The organism is Streptomyces luteolifulvus (assembly GCF_008806595.1).
Classification (GTDB): Bacteria; Actinomycetota; Actinomycetes; order Streptomycetales; family Streptomycetaceae; genus Streptomyces; species Streptomyces luteolifulvus.
On record NZ_VZRB01000030.1, the window covers coordinates 48,048 to 61,885 of the forward strand.

Annotated in this window: 4 protein-coding genes and 1 pseudogene; 3 read left to right on the forward strand and 2 right to left on the reverse strand. The window is 69.6% G+C overall.

The window, feature by feature from the left end; translation table 11 throughout:
• The first annotated feature begins 201 nt into the window (after nt 1-201).
• Complete coding sequence (locus F7R91_RS31975; RefSeq protein WP_150954906.1) at nt 202-4,002, forward strand: GH92 family glycosyl hydrolase; 3,801 nt, start codon at nt 202-204, stop codon at nt 4,000-4,002.
• Between the two features lie 61 nt (nt 4,003-4,063).
• Here the strand turns inward: F7R91_RS31975 and F7R91_RS31980 are convergent, their stop codons facing one another.
• Nucleotides 4,064-7,336 (reverse strand): GH92 family glycosyl hydrolase, encoded by a 3,273-nt coding sequence (locus F7R91_RS31980; protein WP_150954909.1) that lies wholly within the window; start codon nt 7,334-7,336, stop codon nt 4,064-4,066.
• A 404-nt stretch (nt 7,337-7,740) separates the two neighbouring features.
• Between F7R91_RS31980 and F7R91_RS31985 the strand changes: the two genes are divergently transcribed.
• Complete coding sequence (locus F7R91_RS31985) at nt 7,741-10,422, forward strand: SpoIIE family protein phosphatase (RefSeq protein ID WP_150954912.1); 2,682 nt, start codon at nt 7,741-7,743, stop codon at nt 10,420-10,422.
• Between the two features lie 130 nt (nt 10,423-10,552).
• Here the strand turns inward: F7R91_RS31985 and acnA are convergent, their stop codons facing one another.
• The gene (gene acnA, locus F7R91_RS31990) at nt 10,553-13,270 is read right to left on the reverse strand and encodes an aconitate hydratase AcnA (RefSeq protein ID WP_150954914.1); all 2,718 of its coding nucleotides are present in this window, start codon (nt 13,268-13,270) and stop codon (nt 10,553-10,555) included.
• A gap of 420 nt (nt 13,271-13,690) precedes the next feature.
• On the opposite strand from acnA, the pseudogene F7R91_RS43130 reads away from it, so the two are divergent.
• Nucleotides 13,691-13,801, forward strand: a pseudogene (locus F7R91_RS43130) (DUF4236 domain-containing protein); the annotation flags it as partial.
• Nucleotides 13,802-13,838 lie beyond the last annotated feature (37 nt).

Below are 13,838 nucleotides of genomic sequence, written 5' to 3' on the forward strand. Positions count from 1 at the left end.
GGGAGTTTCCGAGTTGAGACCTCTCGGACATATGAACGGGCTGTGCGCGCCTTGCCGGAAAAATCCGCGACATACGCCCCGAACACCTCATCCAACACCCTTGACATGCCTGAGTACTTGAGCCACAACTGATCCTTGCGCCAAGTGACTGACAACGTTGTCCAGTTCGAACGATCCACAGCGCAGGGAGGGTGCTCGCAGATGCAGCACGGAACTCGGTACAGATCGGCGGTCCTCGGTGTGGCCGCCTTCGTGTTGGCGGTGGGTTTACCGGGGGCCGCCGTGGCGCTGCCGGTGGCGAAGCCGGGCGCCGACCGGGAGTTCGCCTCGTCGTTCGAGGCGGGCGATCCGGCGCCCGACTGGCTGAACACGGTCGACACGGCAGCGGACGGCGGCAAGCGGGCCTCCGGTGTCGACGGCGGCTACAGCAGCGGCATTCCGGGCAATGTGACCGACCAGGTCACCGACGTCCGGGCGAGCGGCGAGCACTCGGGCGCCGGCGAGGTGAAGGAGAACCTCGTCGACGGAGAGCCGGGCACCAAGTGGCTGACCTTCGAGCCCGCCGGCTGGGTCGAATTCGACCTGGCCAAACCGGTGAAAATCGTGACATATGCACTCACTTCGGCCAATGACTACGCCGAGCGCGACCCGAAGGACTGGACCCTCCAGGGCTCCGCCGACGGCAAGGACTGGAAGACCCTCGACACCCGCGCCGGGCAATCCTTCGGCGAGCGGTTCCAGACAAAGACGTACGACCTCGCCGCACCGGCCGAGTACCAGCACTTCCGGCTCGACATCACCGGCAACGCCGGGGCCCCGGGCATCCTGCAGCTGGCCGACGTCCAGTTCTCCACGGGCGGCGGCGACGGGCCCGTACCGCAGGACATGCTCTCCCTGGTGGACCGCGGCCCGAGCGGCTCGCCGACCGCGAAGGCGGGCGCCGGCTTCACCGGCAAGCGGGCCCTGCGCTACGCCGGCCGGCACACGGCGGACGGGCGGGCGTACTCGTACAACAAGGTCTTCGACGTGGACGTGGCGGTGCGCAGGGACACCGAGCTGGCGTACCGGATCTTCCCGTCGATGGCCGGCGGCGACCGCGACTACGACGCCACGAACGTGGCGGTGGACCTGGCCTTCACGGACGGGACATATCTGAGCGACCTCGCCGCGAGGGACCAGCACGGATTCGCGCTGTCGCCGCGCGGGCAGGGCGCCGCCAAGGTGCTGTACGTCAACCAGTGGAACGACGTGGTCTCGCGGATCGGGTCGGTCGCGGCGGGAAGGACGGTCGACCGGATCCTCGTGGCATACGACTCGCCCGAGGGCCCGGCGAAGTTCCGCGGCTGGCTGGACGACGTGACGCTGCGGGTCGCCCCTGCACAAAAGCGCAAGGCCCATCTGTCGGACTACGCGCTGACCACCCGCGGCACCCACTCCAGCAGCGGTTTCTCCCGCGGCAACAACTTCCCGGCGACCGCGGTCCCGCACGGCTTCAACTTCTGGACGCCGGTGACCAACGCGTCCTCGCTGAACTGGCTGTACGACTATGCACGCGCGAACAACGCGGACAATCTGCCGACCGTCCAGGCCTTCAGCGCCAGCCACGAGCCGAGCCCCTGGATGGGCGACCGGCAGACCTTCCAGGTCATGCCGTCCGCCGCGGCGGGGACGCCCGAGACGGGGCGTGCGGCCCGTGAGCTCGCCTTCCGGCACGAGAACGAGACCGCGCGGCCGTACTACTACGGGGTCCGGTTCGAGAACGGGCTGAAGGCGGAGATGACCCCGACCGACCACGCGGCCGTGCTCCGCTTCACCTACCCCGGCGGCGACGCGAGCGTCCTGTTCGACAACGTGACCGACCAGGCGGGCCTCACGCTCGACAAGGACGCCTCAGTGATCACCGGCTACTCGGACGTGAAGTCCGGCCTGTCGACCGGGGCCACCCGGCTCTTCGTGTACGGGGTGTTCGACAGGCCGGTGACCGCCGGCGACTCCAGCGGGGTCAAGGGGTATCTGCGGTTCGCCGCCGGTGAGGACCGCACGGTGACCCTGCGCCTGGCCACCTCGCTCATCAGCATCGACCAGGCGAAGGACAACCTGCGCCAGGAGGTCCCGGACGGCACCTCCTTCGAGACGGTGCGGTCGCGGGCCCAGCGGGCATGGGACCGGCTGCTCGGCAAGGTCGAGGTCAAGGGTGCGACGCCGGAGCAGCTGACCACGTTGTACTCCAGTCTGTACCGGCTGTATCTGTACCCCAACTCCGGTTTCGAGAAGGTCGGTTCGAAGGACCAGTACGCCTCCCCCTTCTCGCCGATGCCCGGTCCCGACACCCCGACGCACACCGGCGCGAAGATCGTGGACGGCAAGGTGTACGTCAACAACGGCTTCTGGGACACCTATCGGACGACCTGGCCCGCCTACTCACTCCTGACACCCGGTCAGGCGGGCGAGATGGTGGACGGGTTCGTGCAGCAGTACAAGGACGGCGGCTGGACCTCGCGCTGGTCCTCGCCCGGGTACGCGGACCTGATGACGGGCACCTCCTCGGACGTCGCGTTCGCGGACGCGTACGTCAAGGGCGTGGACTTCGACGCGAAGGCGGCGTACGAGGCGGCCCTGAAGAACGCGACGGTCGTGCCGCCCACCTCGGGCGTCGGCCGCAAGGGCATGGCGACCTCGCCCTTCCTCGGCTACACGAGCACCGACACGCACGAGGGCCTGTCGTGGGCCCTGGAAGGCTTCCTCAACGACTACGGCATCGCCGGGATGGGCCGGACCCTGTACGAGAAGACCGGCGAGAAGCGCTACCAGGAGGAGTCCGCGTACTTCCTCGACCGCGCCCAGGACTACGTCAACCTGTTCGACTCCAAGGCCGGCTTCTTCCAGGGCCGCGACCACAAGGGCGAGTGGCGCGTCGCGTCGGAGAAGTACGACCCGCGTGTGTGGGGCTACGACTACACCGAGACCAACGGCTGGGGCTACGCCTTCACCGCCCCGCAGGACAGCCAGGGCCTGGCCAATCTGTACGGCGGCCGGAGCAGGCTCGCCGAGAAGCTGGACGAGTACTTCGCCACCCCGGAGACGGCCTCGCCCGACTTCGTCGGCTCCTACGGCGGGGTCATCCATGAGATGACGGAGGCACGGGATGTCCGGATGGGCATGTACGGGCACTCCAACCAGGTCGCGCACCATGTGAACTACATGTACGACGCGGCCGGACAGCCGTGGAAGACACAGCGGAACGTCCGCGAGGTGCTCTCGCGGCTGTACACCGGCAGCAGGATCGGCCAGGGCTACCACGGCGACGAGGACAACGGCGAGCAGTCGGCCTGGTACCTGTTCTCCGCGCTGGGCTTCTACCCGCTGGTGATGGGCAGCGGCGAGTACGCGATCGGCTCCCCGCTGTTCACCGAGGCGACGGTCCATCTGGAGAACGGCCGGGATCTGGTCGTCAGGGCGCCCAGGAACAGCGCGCGGAACCTGTACGTTCAGGGCCTGAAGGTCAACGGCCGTACCTGGACGTCGACTTCGCTGCCCCACTCGCTGCTCGCGAAGGGCGGGGTGCTGGACTTCGACATGGGGCCGCGGCCGTCCTCCTGGGGCACCGGCAAGAACGCGGCGCCGGTGTCCATCACCCGGGACGACGAGGTGCCCACGCCCCGTGCGGACGTGCTGAAGGGTGACGGCGCCCTGTTCGACAACACCTCGGCGACGGATGCGAGCGCGTCCGGCTCCGTGGACCTGCCGGTGGCCGAGGCCGCCGAGCCCGTCCAGTACACCCTGACCTCGTCCGCCGATCACACCAAGGCACCGACCGGGTGGACCCTCCAGGGCTCCTCGGACGGCACCACCTGGCAGACCCTGGACCACCGCTCCGGTGAATCGTTCAGGTGGGACCGGCAGACCAGGGCGTTCACCATCGGCGCACCGGGGACCTACGCGAAGTACCGACTGGTCCTCGACGGCGAGCCGACGCTGGCGGAGGTGGAGCTGCTGGCCTGATCCGCCTGACGGACGAGGGGGCGGACCCGCGAGCCGGGTCCGCCCCCTCGGGTGTGCAGGCTCAGCCGGTGGCGAGGGTGAAGACGTGTAGGTCCGTGTCCTGCGGCAGCTTCACGCTCTTGATGGTCCTGCCGCCCGGCGCCTCGTAGGGCTTGGTCGCGAAGACGTACGTCGCCACCGGGTCCTTGTCCGCGCCCGCGACATTGCGGTACGCGCTCTTGGCGACGACCTCGTTGCCGTACTGGACGGTGCCGCCGCCTCCGCCGACGGTCCAGTCGGTGAAGGAGAGGTCGATCGTGTCGGTGGTGCCGTCCGTGTAGGTGACGGTGGCCTTGGACTGCTGGTTGCCGTTGACGCCGCTGCCGATGAAGGACAACGTGCCTGCGGGGTCGGTGAGTTCGACGACCTGACCGGCCGCCGAGGCGTTGTCCGGGCGGCCGCTCGGGGAGTCGGGCCAGGTGAAGGCCAGGCCGTTCACCGTGCCCTGCGCGCCGGGCGTGAGCCCTGCCGCACCGAGCGCCCGGCGGGAGTAGCTCCAGCCGCCGCCGTCGTAGTCGGCCTCGTCGTGGTCGCCGGTGTCGTCGGAGATGCCGGTGTTGTTGTAGGCCGCGAGGAGAGTGCCGGGGGCGGCCACGGTCAGCGAGACCGGCTGTTCGTACGCGGTGTCCCCCGAGGTCACCATGACCTTGACGGTGTCGAAGCCCTGGTGGATGTCGTCGGCCGCGGTCAGAGTGATCTCCTGTGAGCCGTCGGTCACGGAGCCCTCGGCCGGAGTGGCCGTGATGCCGTCCGGGGTCTCGACACGGAAGCGCACCTCGGGGCCGGTGCCGCCGCTCAGCGACAGGGCGCGGATGCCCACCTCGGTGCTGCCGCCGGGCGCGACGGTCGCCGTGGTCGGGCCGACCCCGATCTGGTACGGCTGTTCGCCCGCGCGGAAGGAGGGCGGGGCGTCGGACGGGGAGCTCCCCCAGGCCCTGTCGGGCGTACCGGAGAGCGTGTAGTCGAGCCGTCCGCCCTCCCGCACGAAGGACGCGGGCAGCCAAGGACGGTCACTGGTACGGCCGTTCACCCTCAAGGACCTGATGTACGGCGCGTCGGCGCCGGCACCCTCCGCGCGCACCGAGATGTCGTTGCCGTACGGGCGGTCGATCTCGACGCGCGGGAACAGCGGTGAGGCGAGGACGAGTTCGGCGCGGGAGGGCACCTGGGGGTACATGCCGAGCGCGGAGAACACGTACCAGGACGACATCGCGCCGAGATCGTCGTTGCCGGGGATTCCACCGGGTCCGGTCGACCAGAGCTCGCGCATCGCGGCGCGGACCGTCTCCTGCGTCTTGTACGGCGTGCCCGCGTAGGCATACAGATAGGGCACGTTGATCGACGGCTCGTTGTCCAGCTCGGACTTCTCGCCGCCGCTGCCTGTGAAGGCCCAGCCGCCGTCTGCGTCGTGGAAGAAGGCGTCGAGGCGGGCCGAGGCCTTGTCCGTGCCGCCCATCGCCGCGAACAGTCCGGCCGGGTTGTGCTGGACCATCCAGGTGTACTGGGCCGCCGTACCCTCGACGAATCCGTTGCCGGTGGCCGGGGTGAAGCCCGTTACCCAGCTGCCGTCGGCCTTGCGGTTGGCGATGTAACCGCCGCCCGGATCGGCGGCGATGTTGAAGTTGTTCTGCCACCACTGCGAGCGCCGGGCGAAGGTGTCGGCGGTCTCCTTCTCCCCCGCGGCGCGGGCGAGTTGGGACAGCGCGAAGTCGGCGCCGGACATCTCCAGCGTCTCGGCCGCGCCGCCCCAGGCGTTGGAGACGGACGGCATGTGGTGCAGCTTCAGGTACTTGTCGAGGGAGGGCCGCTGGCCCACGGACATCACGGGTTTTCCGGCCGACGACAGATCCTGCTCCGTGGGCACCGTCGCCGCCCGGACCAGGGAGTCCAGGGCGCCGCGCAGGTCGAAGCCGGTGCCGCCGAAGGCCCGGATGCCCGCCAGGGCGGCGGGTGAGGGGTCGCCGTTCATCACATGGGTGCCGCTCGCGCCGTGCAGCCAGCGGTCCCAGATCCCGCCGTTCTGGCGCGCGAGTTCGTACAGCGACTGGGCGATGTCGGAGCCGGTGCGGGGGCCGAGGAGGGTCAGCAGCTGCACCTGGTCGCGGTAGACGTCCCAGCCGGAGAAGGTGCCGTACTGGGCCTGGTGGCCGCGGGTGACGGTGTGCACCTTTCCGTCGCCGCCCCGGTATCTGCGGTCGGCGTCGCTGATGACGTTCGGGTGCAGCAGGGAGTGGTACAGGGCCGTGTAGAAGGTGGTGCGCTCGGCCTCGGTGCCGCCGCCGACCCGGATCGCGTCGAGTCGGTCGCGCCAGGCCCGGCGGGCGGCGTCCCGGACGGCCTCGAAGGAGCGGTACGACGGGTTCTCCACCGCGAGATTCGCCGCGGCGCCCGCGCGGCTGACGTAGGAGATGCCGACCTTCACGCCCACCGCGTCGGTCCCGGGCGCGAACTCTACGTAGCCGCCCGCGCCCTTGCCCGCGACGGGCCGCCCGCCGTTCGAGAAGCCGCCCGTGCCGCCGCCGGCGGAGGTGGAGCCGGGGTTCAGCCTGTCGTCCTGCCAGGTGCCGGTCGCCTTGAAGGGGCGGTCGAAGCGGGCGGTGAAGTGGAGGGTGTAGTAGGCGCGCCGCCCTTCGGGGTCGAGATAGCCGCAGAAGTTGCCCGAGGTGACGGAACCGGAGACGGTGCGGGTGACCGGGTCGATCTCGACCGAGGAGTCGGTGGAACCCACCTCGGAGTTGGCGGTGCGGATGAGCAGGGAGGCCGGCTTGTCGCCCGGGTACGTGAAGCGGGCGGAACCCGTGCGTGCCGTGGCCGTCAGGTCGGCGGTGACGCCTGAGGAAAGGCCCACCTTGTAGTGGCCGGGCTCCGCGGTCTCGTCGGCGTGGCCGAAGCCCGACGCGTACACGGCGTCCTTGGTGTCGCTCGCCGGGGAGGAGGTGACCTGGCCGGCGTACGGGAAGAACGGGATGTCGCCGCTGCCGCCCGCGCAGCCCGTGCCGGACATATGGGTCAGGCTGAAGCCGCGGATGCGGGTGGCGTCGTAGTGGTAGCCGCCCGGGGCGGCCGTCCGGGTGGCGTCGCCCCGGGTGTTCTCGGGGCTCCAGGAGAGCATGCCGAACGGGACGACGGCGCCCGGGAAGACATTGCCGCCGTTCTTGGTGCCGATGAGCGGATCGACGTATGCGATGGGATCGTCGACGAGTTCGGGCGGTGCGTCGGGCGCCGCGAGGGCGGGGGTGGCACCGCCGGCCGCCAGAACTGCGGCCAGCAGCAGGGACAGGGGACGTAAGCGCATGGCGCGGCTCTTCTCCTTCGGACGGGTCGCGCACCACGGGTCGCACAAGCCGCAGGGACAGTAGCGTGCGCCACCGGTGGCACGGAAGGGCGCGTACAAGAGAGCTGCACCTCGCTTGACATCGTTGTCGGTTCGGGCGGTAGAGTCATGTCCGGACCATCCGACAACGTTGTCGCACCGCGCGCGTCGCCACAAGCCACCCAAAGGGCGCGAGGAGCTGCGCGCCCAGCCACAGCGGACTCGCAGCCGCGACAGGAGCACTCCCGCCCCTGCCGTGAAGCCGGGGCGCCCTGGTGGACGCTCCGTACGGCCCGTACAGGCGCGACCACAGGAGCGCACCTACGGTGTCCAACTGGTGGACCATCCATAGCCAGCCAGGATTCGCCGCTGCTAGAAATACCCGCATGTCGGACCAATCCGGCCGATATAGGCGCTTCTCATTGCGCTCCCTGGTCCGTAAGAGCCCCCGGAGCGTCGCCGGACAGGTCTTCGTCCTGCAGGTGGCGCTGGTCGTCGTGCTCGTGGTCTGCGCGGTCATCGCCCTGGTCCTGCAGTCGGAGCGGGACACCAATGCCGAGGCCAAGCGCCGCTCCATAGCCGTCGCCCAGACCTTCGCGCACTCCCCCGGTGTCCTTCAGGCGCTGAAGACCACCGAGCCGTCGAAGGTGCTCCAGCCGCTCACCGAGGCGGGGCGCAGGGCCGCGGGCGTCGACTTCATCGTGGTCATGGACACCAAGGGCATCCGCTACACCCATCCCATGCCGGACCGGATCGGCAAGCGGTTCGTGGGCACGATCGAGCCGTCCCTGGCAGGCAGGGTCTACACCGAGAGCGTCCACGGCCCGCTGGGCCACGAGGTGCAGGCGACCGTTCCCATCCGTGCCGCCGACGGCACGGTCACCGCCCTCGTCTCCGCCGGGCTGAAGGTCAAGAACGTGACCAGCGAGGTGAACCGTCAGCTGCCGATCATCCTGGCCGCCGGGGCCGGTGCGTTCGTCGTGTCGACCGGCGGCACGGCACTGGTGAGCAGGCGGCTGCGACGGCAGACCCACAGCCTCGCACCGGACGAGATGACCCGTATGTACGCGCACCACGACACGGTGCTGCACTCGGTGCGGGAAGGAGTGCTCATCGTCGCGGACGACGGACGGCTGCTGCTGGCCAACGACGAGGCCAGACGGCTGCTGGAGCTGTCCCCGGACGCCGAGGGGCGGCATGTGTGGGAGCTGTGCGGCCTCGACCAGGACATGGTGGCCCTGCTCGCCTCCGGGCGGGAGGCCACCGACGAGGTGCATCTCGCCGGGGAACGGCTGCTGGCGGTCAACCAGCGGCCCACGGACCGCGACGGAGGACCCAGAGGCACCGTGGTGACCCTCCGCGACTCCACCGAGCTCCAGGCGGTGTCCGGCAGGGCGGAGGTCGCGCGTGAGCGGCTCAAGCTGCTGTACGACGCGGGACTGAACATCGGCACCACCCTCGACGTGGTGCGTACGGCCGACGAGCTGGCGAAGGTCGCCGTGCCGCGCTTCGCCGACTTCGTCACCGTGGACCTGGCCGACGGCGTGGTGCACGGCGAGGAGCCGGCGGCCACGGCGACGGACATGCGGCGGATCGCCGTCTACGGCTTCCGGGAGGACCACCCGCTCTACGAGAAGGGCCGGCTGATCGACTTCCTGCCCTCCACACCGCAGGCACGCGGCTACGGCACCGGCCGCGCCGAGCTGGTCACCGACCTGGCGAGCGCGACGGGCTGGCAGGCACAGGACCCGGAGCGCACCCGGGAGATCGTCGACTACGGCATCCACTCACTGATCAGCGCCCCGATCCAGGCCGGCGGCGTCGTGCTGGGCATGGCCAACTTCTGGCGGTCCAAGCGGCACGATCCCTTCGACGAGGAGGAGCTGTCACTGGCGGAGGAGCTGGTGGCCCGTGCCGCGGTCAGCATCGACAACGCCCGCCGGTACACCCGCGAGCACGCCATGGCGGTCACCCTCCAGCGCAGTCTGCTGCCGCGGGCGCTGCCCGAGCAGAGCGCCCTCGACGTCGGGTACCGCTACATCCCCGCCCACTCGGGAGTGAGCGGGGACTGGTTCGACGTGATCCCCCTGTCGGGGAACCGGGTGGCGCTGGCCGTCGGCGACGTCGTCGGCCACGGCCTCCATGCCGCCGCGACGATGGGGCGGCTGCGGACCGCGGTGCACAACTTCTCCACGCTCGATCTGCCGCCCGACGAGCTGCTGAGCCATCTGGACGACCTGGTGGGCCGTATCGACCAGGCGGAGGCCTGTCCGGAGGCGGCGGAGGTCGTCGGCGCCACCTGTCTGTACGCGATCTACGACCCCGTCACGCGCCGCTGCGCCATGGCGCGGGCCGGGCATCTGGCGCCCGCACTGGTCCACCCCGACGGAAGCGTCACCTTCCCGGACCTGCCGGCCGGGCCGCCGCTCGGCCTCGGGGGCATGCCGTTCCGGACGGCCGAGCTGGAGCTGGCCGAGGGCACCCAGCTCGTGCTGTACACCGACGGCCTCATCGAGGACCGCACCCGTGATCTGGACGTGGGGATGGAGCTGCTGCGCCGGTCGCTCGCGGGCCGGCCCGACCGGGCGCCGGAGCAGAGCTGTCAGGCGGTGCTGGACGAGCTGGTGCCCGGGCGGCCCAAGGACGACGTCGCCCTGCTCGTCGCCCGCACCCGGGCGCTGCCGGCGAGCCAGGTCGCCGACTGGGACGTGCCGGGCGATCCGGCCGCCGTGGCGGGGATGCGCGCGGCCGTCTCCGACAAGCTCGACGAATGGGGTCTGTCCGAGCTCGCCTTCGGGATGGAACTCGTTCTGAGCGAGCTGATCACCAACGCCATCCGCTACGGCTCCGGGCCGATCCAGGTGCGGCTGATCCGCGACCGCACGCTGATCTGCGAGGTGGCGGACGGCAGCAGCACCTCGCCGCATCTGCGCTACGCCGCCACCACCGACGAGGGAGGCCGCGGCCTGTTCCTGGTCGCGCAGATGACCGAACGCTGGGGCACCCGTTACAGCCCCCAGGGCAAGGTCATCTGGGCGGAACAGGCGCTGCCCGAGATCACGGACTGAACGCAGCGGAGCCGGCCGGACGAACCGGCCCGCAGGCGTCAGCCGGGTGCGGACCGAGCCTCAGCCGTGCGGGACGGCGGAGGGCCGCGCCCCTGTGAGGAGCGCGGCCCTGACCGTCGTACCGGATCGTCTACTTGCGGATCAGGCTGCGCAGCACGAACTGCATGATGCCGCCGTTGCGGTAGTAGTCGGCCTCACCGGGGGTGTCGATACGGACGACCGCGTCGAACTCGACGCCCGTGTCGGTGGTGACCTTGACCGTACGCGGCGTGGTGCCGTTGTTCAGCTCCTCGACGCCGGTGAAGGAGAAGGTCTCCTCGCCGGTCAGGCCGAAGGAGGCCGCCGAGGCACCCTCCGGGAACTGGAGCGGCAGGACGCCCATGCCGATGAGGTTGGAGCGATGGATGCGCTCGTACGACTCGGCGATGACGGCCTTGACGCCGAGGAGGGCCGTGCCCTTGGCCGCCCAGTCACGGGACGAACCGGAGCCGTACTCCTTGCCGGCCAGGACGACCAGCGGGATGCCCTGCTCGATGTAGTGGCGCGAGGCGTCGTAGATGAAGGCGACCGGGGCACTCTCCTGCGTGAAGTCACGCGTGTAGCCGCCCTCGGTGCCCGGCGCGATCTGGTTGCGCAGGCGGATGTTGGCGAACGTACCGCGGATCATGACCTCGTGGTTGCCTCGGCGGGAGCCGTAGGAGTTGAAGTCACGACGCTCCACACCGTGCTCGGTGAGGTACTTGCCCGCCGGGGTGTCGGCCTTGATCGCGCCGGCCGGGGAGATGTGGTCGGTGGTGACCGAGTCGCCCAGCTTCGCCAGGACGCGGGCGCCGGAGATGTCCGAGACCGGCTCCGGGTCCATGCCCATGCCCTCGAAGTACGGGGGCTTGCGGACGTACGTCGACTCCGCGTCCCACTCGAAGGTGTTGCCGGTCGGAACCGGGAGGGACTGCCACTGCAGGTCGCCCGCGAAGACGTCGGAGTAGGACTTGGAGAACATGTCCTCGCCGATGGCGTTCGCCACGACGTCGTTGACCTCGGCCTCGGAGGGCCAGATGTCCTTCAGGTGGACCGGGTTGCCGTCCTGGTCGATGCCCAGGGCGTCCTTGGTGATGTCCACCTTCATGGAGCCCGCGATGGCGTACGCGACGACCAGCGGCGGGGAGGCCAGGTAGTTCATCTTGACGTCGGGGTTGATACGGCCCTCGAAGTTCCGGTTGCCGGAGAGGACCGAGGTGACCGCGAGGTCGTGGTCGTTGACGGCCTTGGACACCTCCTCCGGCAGCGGGCCGGAGTTGCCGATGCAGGTGGTGCAGCCGTAGCCGACGAGGTTGAAGCCGACCTTGTCGAGGTACGGGGTCAGGCCCGCCTTGTCGAAGTAGTCCGTGACGACCTTGGAGCCCGGGGCGAGGGTGGTCTTGACCCACGGCTTGCGGGTCAGGCCCTTCTCCACGGCCTTCTTCGCGACGAGCGCGGCGGCGACCATGACGTACGGGTTCGAGGTGTTGGTGCAGGAGGTGATGGCCGCGACCGTCACCGCACCGTGGTCGATCTCGTAGGTCGAGCCGTCGGGGGCGGTGACGGTGACCGGGTTGGACGGGGCGCCGTTGGGGTGGACGGCCGGGGCGTCGGAGGCCGGGAAGGACTCGACACCCGCCTCGTCCACGGTGTCCACATAGTTGCGGACGTCCAGCTTGAACTGCTCGGCGGCGTTGGCGAGGACGATGCGGTCCTGCGGACGCTTCGGGCCGGCGATCGACGGGACGACGGTCGACAGGTCCAGCTCGAGCTTCTCGGAGAAGTCCGGCTCGGCCTTCGGGTCCAGCCAGAGGCCCTGCTCCTTGGCATACGCCTCGACGAGCGCGACCTGCTGCTGGGAGCGGCCGGTGAGGCGCAGGTAGTTCAGGGTCTCGTCGTCGATCGGGAAGATCGCGGCGGTCGAGCCGAACTCCGGCGACATGTTGCCGATGGTGGCGCGGTTCGCGAGGGAGGTCGCGGCGACACCTTCGCCGTAGAACTCGACGAACTTGCCGACGACGCCGTGCTTGCGGAGCATCTCGGTGATGGTCAGCACCAGGTCGGTGGCGGTGGTGCCGGGCTGCAGCTGGCCGGTGAGCTTGAAGCCGACGACGCGCGGGATGAGCATCGAGACCGGCTGGCCGAGCATCGCGGCCTCGGCCTCGATGCCGCCGACGCCCCAGCCGAGGACGCCGAGGCCGTTGACCATGGTGGTGTGCGAGTCGGTGCCGACGAGGGTGTCGGGGTAGGCCTGGCCGCCTCGGACCATGACCGTACGCGCCAGGTGCTCGATGTTCACCTGGTGGACGATGCCGGTGCCGGGCGGGACGACCTTGAACTCGTCGAACGCGGTCTGGCCCCAGCGCAGGAACTGGTAGCGCTCCTTGTTGCGGCCGTACTCCAGCTCGACGTTCTGCGCGAACGCGTCGTTGGTGCCGAACTTGTCGGCGATGACGGAGTGGTCGATGACCAGCTCGGCCGGGGCCAGCGGGTTGATCTTCGCCGGGTCGCCGCCGAGCTCCTTGACGGCCTCGCGCATGGTGGCGAGGTCGACGACACAGGGAACACCGGTGAAGTCCTGCATGATCACGCGGGCGGGCGTGAACTGGATCTCCTGGCTCGGCTGTGCCTGGGAGTCCCAGCTGCCGAGGGCACGGATGTGGTCGGCGGTGATGTTCGCGCCGTCCTCGGTGCGGAGCAGGTTCTCCAGCAGGACCTTAAGGCTGTAGGGGAGTCGGGCCGAGCCCTCCACCTTGTCCAGGCGGAAGATCTCGTACGACTCGTCGCCCACCTGCAGCGTGCTGCGGGCGTCGAAGCTGTTCGCCGACACGACAGTCTCCTTCATTGATGTGCGCGTACCACCACGATCCTGCCGCCACGACAACTTGGCCGATCCGCTAAGGTAAGGCTAAGTTAGGTAACCCTTACCGGGGTGGCGGCTGCGGTGCACCTCGGCAGATATCTCGATGTCGAGATAACTCTAGTACATGGGGGCGGACTGGTCATGCCCGGGCTTCGTCACACCCGCTCGGGTGATGGCGGGACGGCATTCGGGGGTCATCCGGGGGCCATCCGGGGGCCATCCGGGGGCCATCCGCGGATCGGTCACGCGGCGACATACCGAGAGCGGACACGACCAGCACGTTTGCCCAACACCCGGACTTCGGCCATCGGTTGGCCAAGTCGGGGTAGGCGAGAGGGAAGAGAGCATTTCCGGACTTGCCGAAAGGGGGCGCCATGGCCCTCATGCAGGAGCGGGCCGCGACACACCCGCAGCAGTAGCACGGGACGAAATACGACATCCTTCGATTTACCCGGACTTCTTGGGTGGCGTCGTACCCGTACCGCCAGGCGTCATTGACGCCCCATCACCCGAATGGACCTCCCAGAAGGCGCCA

Coding starts and splice junctions, on each gene's coding strand:
- F7R91_RS31985 (WP_150954912.1), top strand. CDS start 7,741: ATGTCGGACCAATCCGGCCGATATAGGCGCTTCTCATTGCGCTCCCTG.
- F7R91_RS31980 (WP_150954909.1), bottom strand. CDS start 7,336: ATGCGCTTACGTCCCCTGTCCCTGCTGCTGGCCGCAGTTCTGGCGGCC.
- F7R91_RS31975 (WP_150954906.1), top strand. CDS start 202: ATGCAGCACGGAACTCGGTACAGATCGGCGGTCCTCGGTGTGGCCGCC.